Origin of the sequence: Neobacillus canaveralius, from assembly GCF_047237705.1 — a bacterium.
Taxonomy (GTDB): Bacteria; Bacillota; Bacilli; order Bacillales; family Cytobacillaceae; genus Neobacillus; species Neobacillus niacini_K.
In genome coordinates this window covers 600,731-625,295 of sequence record NZ_JBDFLL010000001.1, presented here as the reverse complement: position 1 = coordinate 625,295, position 24,565 = coordinate 600,731, and the positions used below count along the sequence as shown (strand labels likewise).

The following is a 24,565-nucleotide window of genomic DNA, read 5'->3' as shown; positions in this document are numbered from 1 at the left end:
TGTGTTAGACTGAATGAATATCTTATTGAAAATAGGAGTGTACATATGATCTCTTTAAAAGGAAAAAACGCGATTATAACTGGCGCTGGAAGAGGAATTGGCCGAGCTACAGCGATTGCTTTAGCGAAAGAAGGTGTAAATCTAGGATTAATCGGCTTAAACATGTCTAATCTAGAAAAAGTAACAGCTGAGCTAGCCTCATATGATATCAACGTTTCTGCCGCAGCCGCTGATGTAGCGGATCTAACGTCTGTTCAACATGCGGTAGAGCATATCCAATCAGACCTAGAGTCTATTGATATTTTAATCAACAACGCAGGTACTGCGAAATTTGGCGGCTTTTTAGATTTATCACCTGAAGAGTGGGAGAACATTATCCGTGTAAACGTAATGGGTGTCTACAATGTTACAAGAGCGGTCCTACCTAGAATGATCGAACGGAAATCCGGTGATATCATCAACATATCTTCTTCAGCAGGACAAAAGGGAGCTCCAGTAACAAGTGCATATAGTGCATCCAAATTCGCAGTCCTCGGGCTATCAGAATCGCTTATGCTAGAAGTTAGAAAACATAATATACGAGTGACAGCACTAACACCAAGCACAGTCGCAACGGACTTAGCCATTGATACCAATCTAATTACTGGAAATCCAGAAAATGTAATGCAGCCGGAAGATTTAGCAGACCTGATCGTCTCAGGTTTAAAGCTTCATCCAAGAGTTGTCCTAAAAACAGCTGGACTATGGTCAACGAATCCATAATACTCAATAGTACTCAATAGGGACGGTTCTCGTGGTTTTAATTTGGTTAGTTTAGACCACAAGAACCGTCCCCATGATCATGCACCACAAGAACCGTCCCCAAGATCATTACCACGAAACGACAATCCACCCTTCCTGCTTTTCAATTGAAAAATCATCGTCAAATTCTTGTGGACCTACGAGTTGAACACTTTCTCCCGTTTCTGCCACATGTTTGATGCCTTCTATAATTTTTTCTGCAGACTCGCCTTTATCTGCCATCAAATCACATAGAATATTGATCTGGTTTGGCGCAGCACTAGCAACCCCAGTACTCATACCGACCAGTACTTCTCCATCTTTCACAATCGCAAAAACATCCGAATACGGTATAGCATAAAGTGTGGTACCATATTTCACTGCAACATTTATCCAATCTTGAAATTTTTCTTCATGCATTAAATTAATATATTCCGAATCTCCGATCATAATAGAATCCTCGGCAGGAGTTTCTTCCTTTTCATCCACTAGGGGTTCCGTAGTTTCCTGTGATAGGGTAGTTATTTCAATTTTCTTTTCCTCTCCTGTCTGAGAAGAATTTACAAGGGAACTTTGCGTGTCAACGCTATCATTATTTTCATTGTTTACCAGTTGAATATCTTGATTGCTCTCAGTTATTTCTTTTTCAGTTATCAATTGGGTTGGTTCCAAGGTGACAGTTTGCGGAGATAATTCATTGATAGTATCAACCTTAATCGGAGTAACATCTTCAGAAGAACATGCAGTCATTAACATCAAAAAAGTTATCAAAATTAAACCCTGCTTCATTTTTCATTACCTCCCAAAATTAACCTATTTCTATTATACCTATTAAAACGTTTTAGAATTGGAAATGTTCCATATTTTCTAACAAATAGTTCAATGGTTACAATTTTAAAAAATTCATCCACTCCTAAACGACCACATTTTCCAAATACTAGATTTAAGATCAAGTAAAATCGAGGTTTCTTTTCTTCTCTCCTTTTTAATTACCCACATTTACATTGAACTAAACTACGTTTTTCTTAGAATCACAAATACCCCCTTATCTACTTGAGATAAGGGGGTATTCCTTAGTAGCCCGCGATCTATCACCGACTTCTAATCCACAATGTAATATTGTATTTTTCCTTCCAGCCCATTAATTTTTTTTTCTGTTACTAAAATGCATTGATTTAATTCAAATGCCTTACATAAGGTACTTTTATTATACTTTGAGCTATCTGCCAATACATAGCACTTCTTGGAATTGGTATTGACGATCGTTTTTTTACTCGCTTCTCTGATGTCAGGTGTATTAACTCCCATTTCATTACCAAATCCACTTGCTCCCAGAAAGGATCGATCAAAATAAAGGTTTTTTAAAGTATTGTCGGATAAAGGACCACTTATAGAATCTAAATTCTTATTAAAATCTCCACCAATAATGATACAGCTGATAATATTTGGATTATCCAACTCATTTAAAACTAAAATGTTTGAAGTAACAATGCGAATGTCTCTAGCTTTTATATATTTTACAATCGCCGCACAGGTTGTCCCTGAGTCAATATAAATGACCTCTTCATCCTTAACAAAAGAAGCTGCAAATTTAGCGATTCGTTCTTTTTCATCTAAATTTAGGAATTTCTTTGTGCCAACTGGCAATTCAAATGTATTAACCTTTCGTTTAACAGCTCCGCCTCTAAGAACCGTAATTTGATTTTCTTCTTCTAGATTTTTTAAATCTCTTCGAATCGTGGATTCTGAAACATCTTCAAAGATACTTACAAAATCATCAATATACATTAAATCCTTTTTTTCTAATTCTTCCATTATTTTTTCTCGTCTTACATAAGGAATCATATTCAATACCTACCTAACTAACATCAATCTATACATCAAAACTTGCTAAAACTTCCTCTAAATGAGGCATAGCGTCCTGGCCGCCAATTTTTGTAACGGTTTTTGAGCTAACTTTCGATGCGAATTTTCCCATCTCCTCTTTACTCAAACCATTTATCAAACCATATGCGATTGCACCAATATACGAATCCCCAGCCCCGGTGGTTTCGACTACATTTACCTTTTCAGGTGGAATACAAAACGTATTGGTTCCATCATATATAAGGCTGCCTTTTTCACCTAATGTGATAATTAAGAGTTCTCCAATCTGTTTGAATAATGAATCACAGCATTGTAATGCATCATCAACCGTAGCAATCTCTCGCCCCGCATAGAAACTTGCTTCGGATTCATTTACAACCAAACAATCAATTAACTCCATAACATTTTCTGAGAGATTGTAACTTGGTGCTGCATTCACGATCACATAGCAATTATGTTTTTTTGCTAATTTTATTGAATACTCGACTACATCCATTGGGATTTCCAATTGTAAAATAACAATTTGACTATCCTTTATAATCGGCTCGGCACGGTCTATATCCTCAACGATTAGAGAATAATTGGCACCTGTTGAAATCGTAGAAAGCAGTCTCCCATCAGGAAAAGAGTTTACAATTCCAAGCCCAGTATGCGTATCGGCTACACCAATATAATCCGTTTTCACATTATATTTCTTCAATGAATCAATTAATATAGTCCCAAAGTGATCATTACCTACTTTACCTACCATGTTTGTCTCAAGTCCCAATTTTGCACATTGAACGGCTTGGTTTGCCCCTTTTCCACCACCACAAAATGAAACCCCATCCACCGTAATCGTTTCACCAATTTCCGCTAATCTTTCCTGCTTTAATACGATGTCATAATTAAGGCTGCCAATGACAGCTACTTTGTTATTTTCCATAGAGTCTACATCCCTACACTTTTTGGATAGTTTGTATTTTTATTATTATTTTTAACGACACGAAGTTTTTTAAATTTATCTTGGATGACTTCAGAATAAGCTGCAACGACTATAATGGCACCGGTTGCAATATACTGCCAGAATGAGTCAACTCCTACTACGACTAAACCAACTTTTAATGCTGACAATAGAATAGCACCAAGTAAGGTAGCGATCATGTTTCCTTTACCACCTGCCAAACTAGCCCCGCCAATTGCAGCAGCGGCAATCGCATTTAATTCATATCCCTGTCCAGTTGCAGGTTCACCAGAACCTAGACGTGCTAACAAGATCATCCCAGCCAAAGCAGCTCCCACACCACATAGTGCATAAGTTAAAATCTTTGTTCGGTCAACATTAACACCTGACAGCTTTGTTGCCTCTTCATTTCCACCTATAGCAAAGATATACGTACCTAGTTTAGTATACTTTAAAACAATGTGACTTACTATTGTAAACGCAATCAAAATAATCACAGAAACTGGAACATCTTTCACAACATCCCCTGCAAGCATGGATCTAAAATTATCAGGAATGTCCAATACTGGCCAACCACCAGTATAGATATATGCAATACCTCTATAGGCACTCATGGTACCTAAAGTAGCAATGAATGGTTGTAATTTCAACTTAGTGATTAATAGTCCATTTACTACACCTAATACAAACCCTAATCCCATACCTATCGCAATCGCAAAAACGGGATTCATTCCTCTTACCAATAAGTCACCAGTAATAACAATGACCACTGCAAAAATCGAACCAATCGATAAATCAATCCCTCCAGTAATAATCGCATACGTAATACCTATAGCTAATAAACCATTAATGACGGTTTGATCGAAAATATCAAGTAAATTACCACCACTTAAATAAATAGGTTCTATGGCTGAAAAAATAATGACCATCATGATAATGGCAAAAATTAGACTAGCTTCACGACTAAATAACTTGGCTTTCATTTTTGTTTACCCCCATTGCATATTGAAGTACATCTTCTTCTTTTAGTCCATTATTCTTTAACTCTATTACTTTACGTCCTTCCCTCATAACAATAATTCGGTCCGACATGCCAAGTACTTCAGGTAATTCAGAAGAAACGATAATGATCGATTTACCTTTTTCCAATAGCCCTTCCATTACACGATAAATTTCCGCCTTCGCACCAACATCGACACCCTTAGTTGGCTCATCTAAAAATAAAATGCTTGCATCAGAAGATAACCATTTGGAAATAACTACTTTTTGCTGATTACCTCCACTTAGTTCATGTGTTAAATAGTGTGGATTTGCAGGTCTTAAATTGATTTCATTTATATAGGTCTCGCAGTTTTCTGTTTTCTTCTTATGGCTAATCAAACCAAATTTGGTGAACTTTTCGAGTTTAGTTAATGCAATATTATCAGCATTAGTAAAGAATTTAAGAAATCCTTGTGTTTTTCGATTTTCTGGAACAAGACCAAGCCCCAATTTAACAGCCTGCTGAGAGGACTTTATATCGACCTCTTTGCCATTAAGTACTATGGTACCATTTGTTTTCTTTTCTGCACCAAATATAGTGCGAATAACATCAGTTCTTTTCGAGCCTACCAGTCCAAAAAATCCTAGTATCTCTCCTTTTTTCAAATGAAAAGAAATGTCTTCAAATACATTATTAATCGTTAATCCTTTAACATCTAAAACAGTCTCTTCACCGATCATCCCTTTTTTATTTCTGACAGCAAAAGCGGAAACATCCCGACCAACCATTTTCCTGATTAATTGTTCTTTACTTACATCTCTAACATAAAAGGATTCAATAAAAGTTCCATCACGAAGTACAGTTGCACGATCACAAATTTCAAAAATCTCTTCTAATCGATGACTAACATATAATATAGTAATCCCATTTTGTTTTAATTCATTAATGATTTCAAACAGGGAGTCCGTTTCAGATTTTGACAAAGAAGCTGTAGGTTCATCAAAGGAGATGACTTCAGCCTTGTGATAGAGCGCCTTTGCAATCGCAACCATTTGCATTTCCCCTGTACTTAATGAGCCAGCCTTATCTTCGCTTTTAAAATTACATCTAAGTTTTGATAGAATTTCATTGGCGTGTTCATGAATCGATTTATTGTCTATTAACATACCCTTTTTGGGTTCGTACCCCAATACGATATTTTGACCAACACTTAGTTCTGGTATTAAACTTACTTCTTGGTGCACTTTAGAAATTCCGTGATGAATCGCATCATTGGCATTTTTAAATTTTGCAACCTGATTATTTAAGTGTACTTCCCCATCATATTCTGTATATACACCATGGAGTATATTTAACAAGGTTGATTTACCAGCCCCATTTTCTCCTAAAAGCGCATGAATTTCTCCTTTTTGTATATCAAAACTCACACCATTTAATGCCTTTACACCTGGGAACACCTTAGAAACATTCTGAAATTTTATGATCTTTTCCACTTGGTCCTTCACTATAAAATTCCCCTTTTTATTACTATAGCCGAATCATTAGTAGATTCGACTATAGTTATTTTAATCAAATTTATTGAGCAAGCTCAGGTTCAGTCCAGCCAATAATTTCTTCAGCCGGTGTATCCACATTAGTAGAATCTATTAATGCTTGTGGTGTCCAAATAACTCTAGGTAAATCCTGACCACCGATTTTTCTAATCATCATCTCGACTGCAATTTGTCCTTTATATTTAGGGAAGGAATCAATGGTAGCGTCAAGCTCACCCTTACGAATAGAATCATAGGCTTCACCAATTCCATCTACACCCATAACAAGAATATCTTTTCCGGATGCATTAACCGCTTCTTGTACCCCTAATGCCATTGTGTCATTGTTAGCAAAAATGGCTTTTAAATCAGGATGTTTTTTGATCCAAGTTTCTGCTGTATTTTTCGCTTTTTCGCGATCCCAGTCGGCATTTTGTTTTTCAACAATTTCAATACCTGGTGCGTTGTCTTTAATCCAAGATTCAAAACCTAGCGTACGTTGACGTGCAGCAAAAGCTTTCGGCATACCTACAACAATGGCAACCTTTCCTTTTCCATTAAGTTTTTCGGAAACCCATTCTGCTACTTTTTCGCCGTTTTCTACAGCTTTAGGTCCAACAAAATGAGGGGCTTCCGCAATAATTCCATCATTTACGTTAATAACGGGAATATCATCTTCTACTGCTTCTTCTACCCCAGGAACGAGATTACTATCAGAGATTGGTGATAACAACAGGCCTGAATATTTTTTATTAATCATATCCCGAACGATAGACAATTGCCCTTCTTCATCCGCTTCCCCTTGTGGAGATTTAACATCAGCGTTAATGTTGTAACCCTTGCTAGAGAATTTATCAGCACCTATTTCCATGCCTTCCTTTAGTGTTCTCCAGTATTCATTTTCAAACGCTTTTGCTACACCGCCAAGGTTCAATTCATCCGTAACCTTTGGTACTGCACCTAGCTTATCTCTAATTTCCGAATAGAGTTTACCATCTTCTTTATCAGGGTTAAATCCTGCGTTTGCTTTTGTTTCACCACCACTTGCTCCATTATTGCTACTATTAGCGCTACACGCGCCTAACAGTAAAGAGACTGATACCAATGATGCAAGAATTATTTTTTTATTCATATCCATTAACCCTCCTATATTTACTAACGAATATTATTTTGTTGTTACGGTTGAGTTGACATTTTGTAAGAATTTCATAAAAAGTTGTCTTGCTTCAATTGCACTATTTTTACTAATGACATTCTCTATATGACCCATTCCCACGGTATCGATCATTCTATTAATCTCTTGAATCATTTCGACATTTTGTTGAATTTCTGCTAACGGTTCTTCTCTTACGGGAAATGTATCAAAGTAAATAGCGCTTTCATAATTACCCTTCTTAAGGTAATACATAAATTCCAATGTTTGCATGAATGAAACCGTTCCAACCATTAGGCCATCATCGTGTTGGCCATATCCATCATTAATATGTACGCCAAACAATTTATTTCTCTCTGTTGCGATACTTAAGCCATATGCTGGATTTTCTCTTTTCATCAACATATGACAATAATCAACCGTTACACCAACATTTTCTCTATCAATCTCACTAACCATTAACATGGTAGAACCGATACTATCAATGAATGCATAAGATCTTTCTTGATACGGCTTATATTCAATACTAATCTTTAAATCAGGAGCATAATCTGCAATTTTTCTGATAAACTTTTTCACTTGATTCCATACTTTTGGGTAGTCAATTTGGAATGGATAATCAAAACCATCATAGCCTAACCAAAGTGTTATGACTTTACCATTAAGTTCTCTACAAGCATCTACTGCTTGATAACATAACTTTAATGCGTCTTCTGCAATCTCAATATTGCTATTACCTAATTCTCCATTAATAAAATGTTTACGAAATCTTAAAGCTAGTCCATTAACTTCTAACCCAGCTGCTTGCAACTTGTTAGAAACTTCAGAGACAGTATACTGTTCAAAGTGCTCCGGAAAGTTAAGGTCAACTGAAGTGATTCCATCAACTTTCGAAACCAGATCTATTGCTTGTAAAATATCACCATTGACAGTTGGGAGAACTGAATTTATCCTTGTTGCTAACTTCACTGATAATCACTCCAAAAAATGAATTTAGAAAACGCTTTCTGATTAATACTTTAACACCGTGATTCCAAATATTCAATAATTTTTTTCATATTTTTTCACCTTTTTTCAAAAATATTTAATTTTAATACTAGTAAAGGTCGTTTATTTGTAAAATAAATTAAATTTTACCTATTATTTCCAATAAATTTCACTTTATTTCAAATTTATTAACCATATTTAAAATAACATTGAATCCTACCTCAACATATTATGAAACTATCATTCTTCGAATAATTTAGATAAATATTTTCTGTTTAACATGTTAAGGAAAGGGTAAAATTAGTTTGAGGTGAAAATATGAAAGTAACTATTACGATAGACGCAAAGCAGCAACTGACAAATGTACTGGGTGAAGAGCCTACCATTAAGATTAATGAAATCCGAACAACTGGTTGAGGTGCCACCTATATGTACGAACTTGCTCAGGTTGAGCAGGTGGATAATGAGGAGATTTTTAAAGTGGAAGCTATAACAATCCTAATCGATCCATTGGTGATTAGCCATTTAGACGAAGATATTATCATTGATCATAAAAAAAATTATGGATTTATGCTAAAAAATAGTTATGAGATCTTAACATTTGGAATGAAATTAATGAAGAAGTAATTTATGTTCAAGGGTTCAATGGGGACGGTTCTCCTGGCTTTTATATTTCAACATGACCACAAGAACCGTCCCCACGGTTTCAGTCAACTAAAAATGAAAGCCGGAACATAATAGTTCCGGCTTTCCTTCTATCTATTCTAATGCTGCTTTCACTTCTTCTACCATGGATTGTGTTGAAGCAATTCCATTCCCTGCAATGTACCAGTTCACCGCATCTAAGTAGACAATCTTTCCATTTTTATACGCATTTGTTTTCTGTACTAACTCATTTTCAATGGTATCTTTCGCTGCTATTTCACCACCAATTGCGGCAGATCGGTCGATAACAAATAGAACATCTGGATTTTTCTCTAAAATATATTCAAACGAGACACTTTGACCGTGCTGTGAAACTTCAAGGTTTTCGTCTACCGCTTTGAAACCAAACACATCATGTACAAATCCGTAGCGTGAAGCTGGACCAAATGCACTTACTTTTCCTTCGTTCGCTAATAAAATTAATGCTTTGCTGGCAGAGGCGGAGGCTTCTTTGTTTAATTCAGCAATACTTGCTTTTAGCTCCTTCATCTTTGTATCAAGTACGTCTTCCTTTTCAAAGATTTCAGCTAAGAGTTTGAAATTCTTTTCTAGTGAAGACATGTAGTCTGCATAATCCACATTTACAAATACCGTTGGAGCTATTTCTGCAAATTGATCATATAGTTCTGCTTGCCTTGCTGAAATGAAAATAACATCCGGCTGCAATTCATGCAGCGCTTCAAAATCAGGTTCTTTTAAGCTCCCAACGTTGGTATATTCTTTACCTGCATACTTCTCTAACGTCTTAGGAACGATTGCTTGTGGAAGACCAGTTATTTCTACACCCATTGTATCTAATGCATCAAGTACACCAAAATCAAATACAACTACTTTCTTAGGGTTCTTTTCAATGGTAACTTCTCCATATTCATGGGTGATCTTAACTTCTTTTGCAACCTCCTCTGTTTTTTCCCCTTCAGTACCTGAAGATTTGCTCGTTTCTTCTGAGCTGCCGCACGCCGCTAATAATAAAATCAGTGCGAACATAAGAGAAATTAAACGTAACTTTTTCATCCTTTTTGTCTCCTTTTTTTAAAAAATATGTAGAGTAGAACTCTTGAACTATTGAAAAAAATCTCTCTGTTTTCAGCTCCTCTTAGTATTTTAACTGAAAATGATTATCATTATCACAAGTAATATATTATATTTTCGGATAAATCATGTCAATAGATAATTGAGAATTGTTTTCAACTAAAAAATCCTTGGGCGGGTTCTGAGAGCAGGGGGACAGTTCTCAGGCGACCAGAAGAACCGTCCCTATTGCACATTTTGGGGAAACTATTATTAAGAATAATAGTTAATAAGGTTTGATTTAGAAAGGCACAGGGAATGTATAGGACAAGCACATGAAACATAGATGACAACTAAAGGAGTGATAGTCGTGGACAAACAGTTAGATGAGAATAAGATAGAAAACCTGGTGTACAAAAACGGCGATTCGTTAACAAGTTTTGATGATTTTAGGGAATATCTTAGCGGAAAAGTTAATTTAGGAAAAAGATTAGGTATGGATGAAGAGCAGTTAGCCAACTCGGCTCAGAAAGTAGCCGATTACCTCGCGCATAAGGAGCCGCCTAAGAATTCTGAGGAGCGGTTATTACAGGAACTTTGGAACGTGGGGAGTGAAGAAGAGCAGCATAAACTGGCTCATATGCTTGTCCGTTTGGTGCAACAATCTTAGCCGCACAAGAATTTACTATAATAATAAAATATGAAATCGATAATAGAATTGGTTTTAAAGAAAATGGTAACCCGAAATAAACTGCCCCTTCTCAATCTTTGAAGGGGCTTCACTTCTGTGAACCTAAAACATTGGGAAGGTTCTCATGGTTTATCTGGTTAGGAATGTCAACAAGAACCGTCCCCATTGCCCCCACCTTAAATCGTAATAACACTACCTTTTTCTGCGGCTTCCATAATACCTAGAATAACTCTTAGTGAGGTAAGGGCATCATTTCCTGTCACAATGGGTTCTTGTTCAAGACGAATGCAATCAATAAAGGCGTCGATTACACCGCTATTTGTTTGGTTATCGTTCGTTTGGATACTTTCTAGTTCGTAATAGACCTTCTCACCATTTTTATAAATGACTTCTATTTGGTATTCTTCACTATGATAAATCTTTATAATACCCTTTTCACAATAAATGATAGTGCTATTATCTTCTTCTCCATAATAGGTCCAAGAAAATGTTGCCGTACCTAGACGACCTTTTTTCGTCTTTAAGCTACATACGATGTTGTCACATACTTCAATCGGCTCACCATGCTCATTGACTTTATCAAGAGCACCTTGAAAGGCACTAACTTTCTCGATTTCATCGTCTAATAAATAGTGCAGCAGATCAACCTTATGAATCCCTAAATCCCCAGCCACACCAAGGCTGGAACGATCTTTTTTAAAAAACCATGTAGAGTTTGATTTATTGATACTCCATTGTTCCGGTCCAGAGTGTCCAAATGTCGTTCGAAAGGTAAGAACTTTCCCGAGCTCTTCATTTTTAATGATCTCTTTCGCCTTTTGATGGGCGCGGGTAAATCGCTGGTTATGATCAACCATTAATTTTTTTCCAGACTTCTTCTCCGCATCGACAATTAAACTTGCATGCTCAACGGTTAAAGAAATCGGTTTTTCACATAAAACATGCTTTCCACTTTGCAATGCACTTGTAGAAAATATATGATGGAATTCGTTAGAAGAGCAATCACTGATGACTTCTACCGTTGGATCAGCCAGTAACTCTTCTACTGTTTGAGCTACACGTCCACCGAACTCGTTCGCAAGTGCAGTTGCACGTTCTAGATTCCGATCGTAAAAGATAATCTCATCCACATAGGGATTTGCTTTGTATTCGGGTGCATGGCGTACTTTAGCAATCGTACCACAACCAATAATTCCTACCTTAATACCCAATGGATTCCCTCCTACTCTCTCTTTTGGAATACTACTGCAATGATGATAATTAATCCTTTTACAAATCCTTGGAGGTGTGGAGAAACGTTCATTAAGTTCATCATGTTGTTCAGAATACCCAGGATTAGTACCCCAAAAAAGGTACCCATAATTTTCCCACGACCACCAGTCATTCTTGTACCGCCAATAATAACGGCAGCAATCGCATCAAGTTCATATTGAACACCTGAACTTGAAGAAGAAATCGAGTTTAATCGGGATGTTTCAATGATCGCAGCTATACTCACCAGTAACCCTACCAAGCTATAGATACCAATTTTTACACGATCAACTCGGATCGCTGAAAGAAGCGCCGCTTTCTCATTACTTCCAAGAGCATAGACATAACGTCCGAAGCGAGTTTTATGCATTAAAATATACACAAGTGCTGTCATAACAAAGAAAATAATGACAGGAAAATCAAAAATCCAGAGGTTACTATTCGCAATGGCTGTGAAACCTGAAACCTCTCCTGAAATACTGCCGCCTTCTGCAATATATAAAGCGATTGATCTTGCTGCAGCCATCATCCCTAAGGTCGCAATAAACGAAGCAATTCTCCCTTTTGCGACCATTAATCCATTTAAAAATCCTGCGAATGATCCTACTACCAAAGCCGTTAAGATTGCAACGAAAATACTGCCTGTAGCATTCATTGCTAAAACGGAAATGACACCGACGAATACCAGTACCGATCCAACCGACAAGTCAATGCCGCCAGAAAGCATAACAACGGTCATACCTAAAGCGACAATGCCAATAATCGAGACTTGCATTAAGATATTCAATTGGTTATTGATATCTAGAAATCTGGGATTCATTAATGCTGCTGCTATAAAAATAACTAAGAAAGCAATGATGACGCTATACTCGGACCATAGCCAAGAGAGGCGACTTTTTGTAGTTGAAGTTTGCGGATTTGGTTGTTTGATCGTATTAACATTAGCCAATGTTTTCGGCCTCCCTTTTTGAACCTGTTGCATAACTCATAATTTCATCTTCTGTTGCTTGTTCTCCCTTTAACCGGGCTGTGATTTCCCCTTGGTACATACAATAGATGTGATGACAAACCTTTTGTACCTCTGGTGCCTCTGAGGATAGGATAATCACGGCTTTTCCTTGTTCCGCTAATGACAGGATTTGCTGATAAATCTCATGCTTCGCCCCAACGTCAATCCCTTGTGTTGGATTATCAAAAATAATAATATCTGTATCTACCTCAAGCCATTTAGCAATAATGACTTTCTGTTGGTTACCACCGCTCAACTTATCGATGGTGATCCGCGGGTTGTGAACTTTAATGTTAAGTTTTTCCTTATAATAGTGGAATCTGTCCTTTTCTTTCTTCTCTTGGATAAAACCAGCTTTTTCAAAATGTCCGATAGACGATAAACTCATATTATGAATAACGCTTAAATCTTTTATAATGGCATTTTCTTTCCGGTCCTTCGGAACAAGTGCCAATCCTGCTTCTAACGCTTTTCGTGGATGATCTATTTTTACCAGCTGGTTATTAATCTTGATTTGACCAGTGAATTTTTTCCGGTATCCAAATAAGCTTTCAAAAAGCTCTGTTCGGCCATCACCAGCTAAGCCAGTAAAGCCTAATATTTCACCTTTCCTGAGGGTGAAGGTAATATTTTTATATAATCCTTGACTATTTAAGTCATTCACTTCTAACACAACAGGTCCAAACGACTGCTTATCTACCAATCGCTCTTGAGATATCGATTTACCCACCATAAGTTTTGTAATCGTATCTAAATTTTCATTTTCAATACTGCCAGTCCCCACTAGTTCTCCATCACGCAACACGGTATAAGTGTCGCAAATTTCCTTGATTTCCTTTAACTTATGAGAAATATAAATGATGGACACGCCTGATTTCTTTAGGTTCTTCATGAACTCAAATAAACGTTTCACTTCATGTTCCGCTAACGAGGTTGTCGGTTCGTCCATAATGATCAGTTTCGATTTATGTAGCAGCGACTTTGAAATTTCTATTAATTGTTTATAAGAGGTTTCTAGATTTCTGACATATTCCTTCGGATTGATATCCACACCAAGCTTGGCTAAAATTTCATTCGTTTGTCGGCACATCTCTTCTACTTTTAAAAAACCAAGTTTACTTCTAAGCTCTGAACCTAAAAACATATTTTCATAGACTCTTAAGTCAGCTACGACATTGAGTTCTTGATGGATGAAGCTGACTCCCTGCTCCTGAGATACTCTCGGATTAGACATTTTTACTTCCTGACCATTTATCTGAATCGAGCCATGATCGGGTTGATGAACACCCCCCAAAATGTTCATCAGCGTAGATTTCCCCGCACCATTTTCACCTAACAAAGCGTGAATCTCACCCTCCGCAACGGTAAGCGATACTTTTTTCAATACAGGTACACCGTTAAATGCTTTTTCAATGTTATTCATTGTTAAAAAAGGACTTGTAGTCATGTTCTTTTAATCCCTCCTTTTTAGAAAAGAGGAGATACACTATTTGTATCTCCACCACTTATTTAGAATTTTGATTCTGCATCATAGAACTCATCAACGTTATCTTTTGTCACTTGAGTTGCTTCTTTAACGACCATTGATTCTGCTGGTTTATTTCCTTTTGCAATGTCTGCTGCAATTTTCACCGCGTCCTCAACCATTGTTGGAGAGTATAGGAAAGTTGCTGTAATTAAGCCATCTTTCTTCATGTCTTCAAATACAGCCTTACCGCCGCCAGCACCTGTTACGAATTGAATATCCTTACGGCCAGCTTCTTTAATTGCTTGTAGTACACCTAGAGCCATTCCATCATCCTGTGTAAACACAGCGTCGATTTCAGGGTGCGCTTGGAGAATATTTTGCATAACTTCTAAAGATTTTTCCGTTGAAAAATCACCACTTTGTGAAGCGATAATCTCAATATCGGAGTTTTCCATTGCTTCTTTAAAACCAGCTCCACGTTGTTCAGTAACAGAACTTGGCGGTCCTGTGATTTCAACTACTTTACCTTTTCCATTTAACTTTTCTACAAAGTATTTACCAGCATTTACACCGATACCTTCGTTGTCACCTTTTACAACTACAGTAGCTGCGTCATTTTCAAGCTCACGGTCAACAATGACTAAAGGAATCCCTGCATCTTTAATTTTTTGCCCTACTGGAGAAAGTGCTGCAGACTCAATTGGAAGCATGACGATAACATCCACATCTTGAGCGATTAAATCATCGACGTCATTTGCTTGCTTATTTGGATCAGCTGCATTTGTCATCACGTATTCAATGCCATCACTTTTCTTCAGTTCCTTTGCTTGCTTTTCAGCACTATCAATTAAAGCTCCCATCCAACCATGTGTGGCAGATGGTAAAGAAATTCCGATTTTTAGTGTGTCATCATCTTTACCACCCTCGGAACCTCCTGTATCGCTGTTACATGCTACTAAACCAAACATTGTTACTAAAGACAAAAGTAATACTAATAATTTCTTCAAATCCTTCACCCCTTTGTAATTTTTAAAAGGCTCTCCCGATATGTACTGTAATCGATTACAATCATATCTAAGGTCAGCGATCTACTATTAAAAGTTTAATAGCAGAGCGCTAATCTTAGCGCATTTATCTTGATGTAGACTCTCGTATGACTAATTCGTGGTCTAATAGAATACTTTCCACTTCTTCACCTTTAATCTTTTCAATCAACATTCTCGCTGCAACATTTCCCATTTTGCGCATCGGTTGAGCGATGGTGGTAAGAGTCGGGTTTGTCATATTTGAAAAATCAATCTTATCAAAACCTACGACCGCAATATCATTGGGTACATGCAACCCAGCAGCATTAATTTCTTTCAGCGCCCCGATGGCTAACAGGTCAGATACGGCGAATACAGCCGTTGGCCGGTCTTGTAAATTTAAAATCTTTTTCATCGCACGCTGCCCATTTTCAAATCCTAAATTTTGAGTAGAAATGATATATTCGTTTCTCAAGGTGATTCCATTCTCTTCTAATGCTCGTTTGTAACCCATTTTTCGCTGGCGGGCAAATAAATATTTCTCATCGGCATTCATGAGGGCAATTTTGTGGTGTCCGATTTGAATCAGATGCTTGACTGCCCGGTAGGAAGCTTCCTCGTTATCAATGGTAACATACGGGATTCCCGAACATTCTTCATATTCGCTGCATTGGATAATGGCAAAATTCTCTGCTAACTTTTTCAGTGTTTCAACATTAACAGCCGGATCCATCGTAATAATTCCATCTGCCATCTTTTTTCGAATGAGATCGAAGTATATATTCTCCTTATTAGGATTGGAATCGGTTTCACAAAGGAGAATGTTATAATTTTGACTAATCGCAACCTGTTCGATTCCTTTAATAATTTCTAAATAAAATGGATTAGAGATGGTTGGAATTAAGATTAAGAGAAGCCGACTTTCTGAAGTTCTTAAGTTTCTCCCAAGAAGACTTGGTTCATAATTTAATTTTTTAATAGCCTCTTCGACTCTCATTTTTGTTTTTGCAGATACGGTATTTTGTCCGTTTAATACTCTCGATACGGTTGCAACAGAAACTCCTGCTTGTTTCGCTACCTGCTGGATGTTCGCCATCTTACTGTCCTTCTTTCTTTGATTTCATGTAGAAATTAATAATGAAATCGATTACATTTTCATAGTAATGTTTTCCAAATAATCTGTCAATATAAAAATTTATAATAAAATAAATTAGCTGATTTACTTGAATGATTCTACTATCTATTAAAATGTAATCCATTACATTTTAATAGATTCAGATTATAAAAAGAAGCCACTGTATTCATAGGTTGAAACATTGGCTTTTCCATGTCTGATTCCCTTTCAATTCCACTAAAAATAACTTATTAAAAATGTTCAGAAAATAAGCATTTACAAAACTTCTGGCATAACTTATAATCCATATAAGATTACTCGGTATTGAGGGGGTTGAGGATGAATAAATTAATTATTTTTTCTATAATCGGGTTTTTGGCCCAACTAGTTGATGGTTCTTTGGGAATGGGATTTGGTGCCACATCCTCCTCATTACTATTAATGTTCGGGATAGCACCAGCAGCTGCTTCTGCTTCCATTCATATGGCTGAAATTGCAACCACTGCGGCATCTGGCGCTTCACATCTATGGTTTAAAAATGTTGATAAAAGGATTTTATGGAGACTAACCATCCCTGGTGCAATTAGTGCATTTATAGGGGCGGCTTTTCTAAGCAGTCTGCCTGGAGATAAGATCAAACCGTTTATCTCAGTATTTCTAATAGTTTTAGGATTGTACATTCTAATCCGATTTCTATTTTTCAATCATTCTTCTAAGAATCAAGGTTCCACCATTTCAAGTAAATTCTTAACACCACTTGGTATGGTTGGAGGCTTTTTTGATGCAGTTGGCGGCGGAGGATGGGGGCCTATTACTGCACCCGTGTTGATTGCCAAAAATGGGATTTCCCCTAAAAAAGTCATTGGAACGGTGGATACGAGTGAATTTGCCATTGCGGTATCAGCGACATTAGGATTCATCTTGTTTCTAGGGGTGGATCAGTACCAATGGCAATGGGTCATCGCTTTTATGATTGGCGGAGTGATTGCGGCTCCTATAGCAGCTTGGCTTGTAAGAATCGTTCCTTCGTATATGTTAGGAGTATTAGTGGGTGGATTTATTATCCTTACCAACTCCATGACCATTATTAAAACAGTTGCACTACCAGTTTCTTTAGCAGCGCTAGCTTACACTTTCATTATCGGATTATGGGCCGTTGCTATCTTCTACCAAGTAAAGAATCGGAAACGGTTTGTGGTTGTTCATTAACGTGCAATGGGGACGGTTCTCATGGTTATTAAGACCACAAGAACCGTCCCCATTGCTCATTGCTCTCCCATTGCTCTCTTACCGTGACTTTAAAACTTTATGTCGGACGTAATCAAGATGTAGATACATTTGATGAAACGCCTCGAACGGATCCCTTTTTTCCAATGCCTTGTAAATCGCCATATGATGCTCGATGGTTCGTTCTGGTTCTCGGACTTTTATTTCACTGTCGATTTTGACAAGAGTGACAATTAATGAATCTACCATTCCCTCTACAATCTGGTTATTGGCACTTAAGGCGATGATCCGATGAAATTCAATATCGGCTTCGCCATAGTTTTGGTCTTTATTGTTTTCAATGATTTCAATGGTTTGTTTTAATCTTTTGAGATCTTCGTCGCTAATTTTCTCAGCCGCAATGGTAATTAAACCTAATTCCAATGCCATTCTCGCTTCTACCAATGCTTGCAGATTATCATGTGCAAGGGATAACATAATGGAAAAGGGATGGCTGCTAATTTTATTATTAAAAAAAGTACCTTCGCGTGTTTTTCGGTTAATCACACCCAATGATTCAAGAGAGCTGAGTGCTTCACGTAACACGGGACGGCTGACATTAAGTATTTCCATTAGTTCCATTTCCGTAGGAAGTTTATCTCCAGGTTTCATCTGACCACTAATCAATAGTTGAATAATACTTTCAACCACCTGCTTGGATAAAGTTGTACGATTTACTGATCCAACTATGATTTTTTTAGGAGTTTCGTCCATTTTTAGGCTCCTTGTTTTTGCAATTTTGTAAGCCCATTATATTATATTTCAGTCCTATTTCACCAGCGGAAAAAACGCTGCGAAAGCTCAACAGCGTTTTACACTATCACTATATCTTCAAGACTCGGCAAATATTTTCTGCCGCAAATGCTAAATTCGCTTCTCCGGAATCAAATGCTTCCTCTAATGTAGTCACACCTTTTAGGATTCCAATAATGGCATTAAATCCGTTATCGTATAGCGATTCCACTCCATTGCCAATTCTGCCGGCAAACGCAATAACAGGTACAGAGTATTTTTTAGCTACACTCGCGACCCCGTAAGGAGTTTTGCCATACAATGTCTGGGCATCGATACTGCCTTCTCCCGTAAAAACATAGTCTGCTCCTCTGACTTGTTCCTCCAGTCCCGTGTACTCAATGATAAGGTCAATTCCTTTTTTCAGCTCGGCATTTAAGAAGACCATTAACCCCGCACCAAGTCCGCCCGCAGCACCAGCACCATCGATATAGGCAATATCCTGACCTAACTGCTCTTTTATAACATCAGCAAAATAAGCTAGGTTTTGATCCAGAACGTGTACCATTTCAGAGGTTGCTCCTTTTTGGGGACCAAAAATAACTGACGCTCCATTTTCACCGATTAGTGGATTGGTGACATCACAAGCTACATCAAATTTTACATGATTAATTCTTTGATCCAACCCGCTTACATCAATCCTATGCAAACGACTCAATGCACCGCCGCCAAACGAGAGTTCTTTACCATCTTCATCTTTAAAAGAGACACCAAGTGCTTGGAGCATTCCTGCCCCTCCATCATTGGTAGCACTGCCGCCAATTCCGATTAAAAACCGGCTGACACCTTTGTCTAATGCATGTGTAATTAATTGTCCGGTTCCATAAGAAGTGGTTAATAAGGGATTGCGATCTTCCGGCTTAATTAATTCTAATCCACTCGCACTTGCCATCTCAATAACAGCAGTCTGCCCCTCGCCCAAGAGACCGTATTCTGCGACGACACTTTCTCCTAGTGGTCCGAGCACCTCTGTCTTAATCATCTCTCCATTTGTCATGCTAACGAGAGATTCAACGGTTCCCTCCCCGCCGTCCGCCATGGGGACAATGACACATTCTGCATCAGGGAAAACGGCTTTTACACCTTTTTCCATTGCAAGGGCAGCCTTCTTCGCCGTCATACTTTCCTTAAATGAATCGGGAGCTAGTACAAACTTCATCATAATCTGTCCTTTACATTTAATGAGTTTAATTGTTTAAAAAAAAGAAGATTGACCCTCATAGCCACCCCAATATCATTTAGCGAACAAGGCATGGTCTCTTATTATCAAATTTCCAGCCAGGGATGTAGAACTGCATACCGACTGCGTCGTCACGAGAGTTAAGCCCCAAATTTTTATATACTTCATGTGCCTTTAGGATTTGCTCCATATCTACTTCTACACCTAAACCTGGCTTATCCGGAATGTTCAAGTGCCCATCAACGATTTGGAATGGATCCTTCGTTAAACGTTCAATGCCTTCCTGCCAAATCCAGTGTGTATCAATCGCCGTAATTTCACCCGGAGCAGCAGCTGCAACATGGGTAAACATGGCAAGTGAGATATCAAAGTGGTTATTCGAGTGAGATCCCCATGTTAGTCCCCATTCATTACACATTTGCGCTACGCGGACAGAACCTTGCATCGTCCAAAAGTGTGGATCTGCAAGCGGGATATCAACAGATTGCAGCGAAATCGTATGACCCATTTGACGCCAATCCGTAGCAATCATATTGGTTGCCGTTGGAAGACCGGTTTGTCTTCTGAACTCAGCCATGACTTCACGGCCGGAGTAACCATTTTCGGCACCACAAGGATCCTCTGCATAGGTTAGAATTCCGTGCATATCTTTGCAAAGCTCAACCGCTTCTGATAATGACCAAGCACCGTTTGGATCAAGGGTAATTCTAGCATCCGGGAACCTTTCCTTTAATGCCTTAATGGCTTTGATTTCTTCTTTCCCCTCTAAAACGCCGCCTTTTAGCTTAAAATCTTTAAAGCCGTAAAGTTCTTGTGAAGCTTCAGCTAAACGTACAATCGCTTCCGGTGTTAAAGCCTCTTCATGGCGGACACGATACCAATCCACTTCAGAATCCGGAGTGCTATAATATGGAAGATCAGTCCGATTACGGTCGCCAATATAGAACAGGTAACCAAGAGTTTTTACTTTATCCCTCTGCTGGCCTTCACCAAGAAGAGCTGCAACCGGAACATTTAAGTGCTTCCCTAATAGATCTAATAAAGCTGCTTCAAGGGCAGTAACCGCATGAATGGTAATCCGTAAATCAAATGTTTGTAAACCTCGGCCTGCTGAATCACGTCCGGCAAATTCTTTTCGAACCTTATTTAAGATATTGTTATACTGACCAATGGATGAACCGACTACGATAGCTCTAGCATCTTCAAGGGTTTTACGGATTGCTTCGCCGCCAGGTACTTCACCGACACCGACATTACCATTGCTGTCCTTTAGAATCACAATGTTTCTAGTAAAATATGCACCATGTGCGCCGCTAAGATTTAATAACATACTGTCACGGCCTGCAACAGGATATACTTCCATTTCAGTCACAACTGGAGTAGCGTTCATCACTTTCTCAACTGTATTCATGGGAATGTCTCCAATCAAAATGATTTAGTTTTTATAAAAGAGAGAACGCAAAGCCACGTTCTCTCTGATGCCTTTTTCAATAAATTTAACAAGAAACCTCTGCATTCGCTAATTTTTCATAGTATTTTAATAGACTACTATGGTCATCAAACTCATGACCATCAACTTTTAATCCGTACATCATCTCTAAAACTGCTGATGTTAATGGTAGTGGTGCTCCTACTTCATGACCTGCTTCCATTGCATTTGTTAAATCTTTAATGTGCAGGTTGATACGGAATCCTGGGTTGAAGTTACGATCTAACATCATTGGTGCTTTTGCTTCAAGGACTGTGCTTCCAGCTAATCCGCCGCGGATTGCTTCAAATACTGCTTCTGGATTTACGCCGGCTTTTTGTGATAGTACAAATGCTTCTGAGACAGCTGCAATGTTTAACGCAACGATAACTTGGTTGGCTAATTTTGTAACATTACCAGCTCCAATTTCGCCAACTAGAACAACTGAACCTGCCATAGCTTCTAAAACTGGTTTAACTTTATCAAATACTTCTTTCTTACCGCCGACCATTACAGAAATTGTTCCATCAATTGCTTTTGGCTCTCCACCGCTAACCGGTGCGTCTACCATGTCTACGCCTTTTTCAATCAACACTTTATACACTTCTTGTGAAGCAGCTGGTGCGATGGAACTCATGTCGATATAAACTAATCCTTCATGTGCACCTTCAATTAATCCATTTTCACCTAAAGCAACTTGTTTCACATTTGGAGAGTTTGGAAGCATCGTGATGACGATATCAGATTTTTCTGCAATTTCTTTAGGTGTTGCTGCTACTTCTGCACCTAATTGTTCAAGTTCATTCACTGCATTTTTATTGAAATCACTTACAATCAGTTGATATCCAGCCTTGATCAAGTTTTTGCTCATTGGCTTACCCATAATTCCTAATCCAATAAATCCAATTTTCATTTTTAATTCCTCCAATTAAATATTGTATTATTTTATAGGAAGCAGCTTAGTACTTCCTTTAATTTTAGTAAGTTTTTATCCTATGAAGGCGTTTAAGATTAAAACACCGATTAAACCAAGGATACCTAGCGCGGTAGTATAGGTTGTTCTAACTTTTATGGCATCCGCCACCGATAAGTTAAGGAATTCCTTAAACATCCAAAAACCTGGGTCGGTTACATGAGAGAAAGCAATACTTCCGCATGAAACGGCAAGTACCATTAATTCCATCGGTATTCCTGACGCTTGAGCGATTGGCAGTACCACTCCAGCAGCTGTCATAACGGCAACCGTTGCTGAACCAAGAGCAATACGTAAGAGAGCTGCAATGAGCCAAGCAAGAATGATTGGGGACATAGCCCATCCATCTGTTATCGCTTTGATATAATCAGCAATTCCACCATCAACTAATACTTGCTTAAATGCGCCCCCTGCCCCAATAACCAAAAGAATCATTGCCATTGGCTTAACAGCATTGGAACAAGACTTCATTATGTCTGATAATGGACGACCAACTCTTGGTCCCAGTAGCCACATAGAGATTAAGAGGCTAATTAATAAGGCTGTTTCTGATGCACCGATGAAACTCATAGCATGTCTGAATCCATTATCTTCCGGTAAAAATAAGGTATTAACAGCATCGATGGCAATAAGGACTACCGGAATAAGAGCAACGAATACGCTGATTCCAAAGGATGGCATTTCTTCTTCTTTAAACTGTTTGTTTGAAACAAGACCCTCTGGAATATCCGGGTTAATTTTTTTAAAAAATGGAAGTCTAGTCCAGGTATAGGCAATGAAAGTCGCTACAGGTATAGCAATAATTAAACCGTATAAAAGAGTTAATCCCATATCAGCCTCGAACACACCAACAACAGCTGCAGGTCCAGGGTGTGGCGGAAGAAAACTATGAGTGGTAGATAACCCGATTGACATAGGCAGGGCAACCCATAAAAGATTTAACTTTGTTTGACGAACAATAACGAATACAAGCGGGATTAATAACACAAAAGCTACTTCAAAGAACATGGTAACGCCAAGAATAAAGGCAGTAATTAATATCGCAAGCTGAACACGATTAATCCCCATTTTGTCTACCAAGGTAGTAGCAATCCGCTGTGCTGCACCCGCATCAGCAATAACTGTTCCAAGCATAGCTCCGATACCAACAATAAGAGCAGTACCCGACAGCTGGCCTCCAAGACCATCACCAATGGTTTCCCAAATTTGCTCCACTGGCATTCCTACGAGAAAACCAACAAATATAGAAGTCAAGATCAGCGATATGAACCCGTTCATTTTTAAAGGAATCATCAAAATTAGTAAAAGGACAACTGCTAAGGCAACATATAATAATGGCATAGTTGTTTCTTCCTTCCAAAGGGAGATAATTTTTTAATAGATTTGATACAATTCGAGATCTTTTAAAACATTTGCTAATAACTCTCTACTTTCTGGATTCATCTCCGCTGCAGGAGCAAATGCATAACCCACATCAATTCCTACCATTCTCAAACCTTCTTTTAACACAACAGGGAACGTTGCTTTATCCACGGCTAAACGTAGTGGAGCAAGTTTAAACTGCAATTCTAGTGATTTTTGATAGTCACCTGCAACAAACGTATTGTAAATATCGGCTACCAATTTAGGGGCAATATTTCCTGTGCTCGCGATCGCACCAGTAGCACCATGACATAAACCTGCATAAATGAGTGTGTCGCGTCCAAGTAATACGGAAAATGATTCACGAGGGGTTACCCGTAAGTACTCAGCCGTTTTTGTCATATCTCCACTGCTATCTTTAATTCCGATTATGTTATCAACCTTACTTAGTTCTTCGCAAGTCTTCACATCAATTTTCACTTGTGTACGAGCTTCATTCCCATAAAGGATAATTGGCAGATTTGTAGACTTGGCGATTGCCTTAAAGTGCTGTGCTAATTCCGTTTGGGTTGGTGACATAAAATACGGAGTTAGTACCGATAACGCAGCAACACCGCCAATTTCTTCTACCATTTGTGCGGTTTGAATACAGTCTCTAGTAGTAATCTCACTAGCTCCGCAATAAATGGGAACTCTTCCAGCAGTATGATCGACTGTTACCTCTACAACCCTGCGCTTCTGCTCTGGCGTTAGACCGTAAATTTCGCCGCTGCTTCCTAGAACGAATAATCCATGAACACCACCTTCGATGGTGTAATCAATTACTTTTCGTAAAGCATCTTCCATCAAGTTTCCATTTCTATCTAAAGGTGTGACTAATGCAGGAATGACCCCATTTGGTTTAAACATTATTTTTACTCCTCTCGCTCTTTCATTAATTAAATTCATAAAAATTATGTAAGATCGTAGAATGTGCAGGTAGAGTTTATCCAGACTATTTTAGGCAA

The 24,565-nt window shown here is 38.1% G+C and carries 23 protein-coding genes; 4 read left to right on the top strand and 19 right to left on the bottom strand.

Features of this window, described 5'->3' with window-relative positions; genetic code table 11:
• Positions 1-45 precede the first annotated feature (45 nt).
• Positions 46-762: a 3-ketoacyl-ACP reductase gene (locus ABC255_RS03025; RefSeq protein ID WP_412998468.1), complete on the top strand. Its 717-nt coding sequence runs from the start codon at positions 46-48 to the stop codon at positions 760-762.
• Positions 763-870: 108 nt separating this feature from the next.
• Here the strand turns inward: ABC255_RS03025 and ABC255_RS03020 are convergent, their stop codons facing one another.
• From ABC255_RS03020 to ABC255_RS02990, 7 genes are all read right to left on the bottom strand, one after another.
• Positions 871-1,569 (bottom strand): putative periplasmic lipoprotein, encoded by a 699-nt coding sequence (locus tag ABC255_RS03020; protein ID WP_412991290.1) that lies wholly within the window; start codon positions 1,567-1,569, stop codon positions 871-873.
• 312 nt (positions 1,570-1,881) lie between these two features.
• Positions 1,882-2,625, bottom strand: a complete 744-nt coding sequence (locus ABC255_RS03015; protein ID WP_412998467.1) for a DeoR/GlpR family DNA-binding transcription regulator — start codon at positions 2,623-2,625, stop codon at positions 1,882-1,884.
• Between the two features lie 28 nt (positions 2,626-2,653).
• Positions 2,654-3,571, bottom strand: coding sequence for a ribokinase (locus ABC255_RS03010; protein WP_412991289.1), 918 nt, complete (start codon positions 3,569-3,571; stop codon positions 2,654-2,656).
• A 5-nt stretch (positions 3,572-3,576) separates the two neighbouring features.
• Entirely contained in the window at positions 3,577-4,572 is a 996-nt protein-coding gene (locus ABC255_RS03005) for an ABC transporter permease (protein ID WP_412991288.1), read from the bottom strand.
• A complete protein-coding gene (locus ABC255_RS03000; protein ID WP_412991287.1) occupies positions 4,553-6,064 on the bottom strand; it encodes a sugar ABC transporter ATP-binding protein in 1,512 nt (503 codons plus the stop codon). Before ABC255_RS03000 ends, ABC255_RS03005 begins: the two co-directional genes overlap by 20 nt.
• An 82-nt stretch (positions 6,065-6,146) precedes the next feature.
• Positions 6,147-7,235: a sugar ABC transporter substrate-binding protein gene (locus ABC255_RS02995; RefSeq protein WP_412991286.1), complete on the bottom strand. Its 1,089-nt coding sequence runs from the start codon at positions 7,233-7,235 to the stop codon at positions 6,147-6,149.
• A 33-nt stretch (positions 7,236-7,268) separates the two neighbouring features.
• Positions 7,269-8,225, bottom strand: coding sequence for a sugar phosphate isomerase/epimerase family protein (locus ABC255_RS02990; RefSeq protein WP_412991285.1), 957 nt, complete (start codon positions 8,223-8,225; stop codon positions 7,269-7,271).
• A gap of 447 nt (positions 8,226-8,672) precedes the next feature.
• On the opposite strand from ABC255_RS02990, the gene ABC255_RS02985 reads away from it, so the two are divergent.
• Positions 8,673-8,870, top strand: a complete 198-nt coding sequence (locus ABC255_RS02985; RefSeq protein WP_412991284.1) for a hypothetical protein — start codon at positions 8,673-8,675, stop codon at positions 8,868-8,870.
• A 132-nt stretch (positions 8,871-9,002) separates the two neighbouring features.
• On the opposite strand, the gene ABC255_RS02980 is transcribed toward ABC255_RS02985, so the two are convergent.
• Entirely contained in the window at positions 9,003-9,962 is a 960-nt protein-coding gene (locus tag ABC255_RS02980; protein ID WP_412991283.1) for a siderophore ABC transporter substrate-binding protein, read from the bottom strand.
• A 367-nt stretch (positions 9,963-10,329) separates the two neighbouring features.
• On the opposite strand from ABC255_RS02980, the gene ABC255_RS02975 reads away from it, so the two are divergent.
• Entirely contained in the window at positions 10,330-10,629 is a 300-nt protein-coding gene (locus ABC255_RS02975; RefSeq protein WP_412991282.1) for a DUF3243 domain-containing protein, read from the top strand.
• Positions 10,630-10,826: 197 nt separating this feature from the next.
• Here the strand turns inward: ABC255_RS02975 and ABC255_RS02970 are convergent, their stop codons facing one another.
• The 5 genes from ABC255_RS02970 to ABC255_RS02950 form a co-directional block, all read right to left on the bottom strand.
• Positions 10,827-11,861, bottom strand: coding sequence for a Gfo/Idh/MocA family protein (locus ABC255_RS02970; protein ID WP_412991281.1), 1,035 nt, complete (start codon positions 11,859-11,861; stop codon positions 10,827-10,829).
• Between the two features lie 11 nt (positions 11,862-11,872).
• A complete protein-coding gene (locus ABC255_RS02965) occupies positions 11,873-12,850 on the bottom strand; it encodes an ABC transporter permease (protein WP_412991280.1) in 978 nt (325 codons plus the stop codon).
• Positions 12,843-14,357, bottom strand: a complete 1,515-nt coding sequence (locus ABC255_RS02960) for a sugar ABC transporter ATP-binding protein (RefSeq protein WP_412991279.1) — start codon at positions 14,355-14,357, stop codon at positions 12,843-12,845. Before ABC255_RS02960 ends, ABC255_RS02965 begins: the two co-directional genes overlap by 8 nt.
• Before the next feature lie 62 nt (positions 14,358-14,419).
• Positions 14,420-15,394: a substrate-binding domain-containing protein gene (locus tag ABC255_RS02955; RefSeq protein WP_412991278.1), complete on the bottom strand. Its 975-nt coding sequence runs from the start codon at positions 15,392-15,394 to the stop codon at positions 14,420-14,422.
• 115 nt (positions 15,395-15,509) lie between these two features.
• The gene (locus ABC255_RS02950) at positions 15,510-16,499 is read right to left on the bottom strand and encodes a LacI family DNA-binding transcriptional regulator (RefSeq protein WP_412991277.1); all 990 of its coding nucleotides are present in this window, start codon (positions 16,497-16,499) and stop codon (positions 15,510-15,512) included.
• Between the two features lie 357 nt (positions 16,500-16,856).
• Here ABC255_RS02950 and ABC255_RS02945 point away from each other — a divergent pair, with 357 nt between their 5' ends.
• Entirely contained in the window at positions 16,857-17,726 is an 870-nt protein-coding gene (locus tag ABC255_RS02945) for a sulfite exporter TauE/SafE family protein (protein WP_412991276.1), read from the top strand.
• A 78-nt stretch (positions 17,727-17,804) separates the two neighbouring features.
• On the opposite strand, the gene ABC255_RS02940 is transcribed toward ABC255_RS02945, so the two are convergent.
• From ABC255_RS02940 to dapA, 6 genes are all read right to left on the bottom strand, one after another.
• A complete protein-coding gene (locus tag ABC255_RS02940) occupies positions 17,805-18,497 on the bottom strand; it encodes a FadR/GntR family transcriptional regulator (RefSeq protein WP_412991275.1) in 693 nt (230 codons plus the stop codon).
• Between the two features lie 109 nt (positions 18,498-18,606).
• Positions 18,607-19,734, bottom strand: coding sequence for a glycerate kinase (locus ABC255_RS02935; protein ID WP_412991274.1), 1,128 nt, complete (start codon positions 19,732-19,734; stop codon positions 18,607-18,609).
• Between the two features lie 79 nt (positions 19,735-19,813).
• Positions 19,814-21,166: a glucarate dehydratase gene (gene gudD / locus ABC255_RS02930; protein ID WP_412991273.1), complete on the bottom strand. Its 1,353-nt coding sequence runs from the start codon at positions 21,164-21,166 to the stop codon at positions 19,814-19,816.
• A gap of 85 nt (positions 21,167-21,251) precedes the next feature.
• Complete coding sequence (garR, locus tag ABC255_RS02925; protein WP_412991272.1) at positions 21,252-22,136, bottom strand: 2-hydroxy-3-oxopropionate reductase; 885 nt, start codon at positions 22,134-22,136, stop codon at positions 21,252-21,254.
• A gap of 75 nt (positions 22,137-22,211) precedes the next feature.
• Positions 22,212-23,537 carry a gluconate:H+ symporter gene (locus ABC255_RS02920; RefSeq protein WP_412991271.1) on the bottom strand — a complete coding sequence of 442 codons (1,326 nt, stop codon included), beginning with the start codon at positions 23,535-23,537 and terminating at the stop codon, positions 22,212-22,214.
• 33 nt (positions 23,538-23,570) lie between these two features.
• Positions 23,571-24,467 carry a 4-hydroxy-tetrahydrodipicolinate synthase gene (gene dapA, locus ABC255_RS02915; RefSeq protein WP_412991270.1) on the bottom strand — a complete coding sequence of 299 codons (897 nt, stop codon included), beginning with the start codon at positions 24,465-24,467 and terminating at the stop codon, positions 23,571-23,573.
• Positions 24,468-24,565 lie beyond the last annotated feature (98 nt).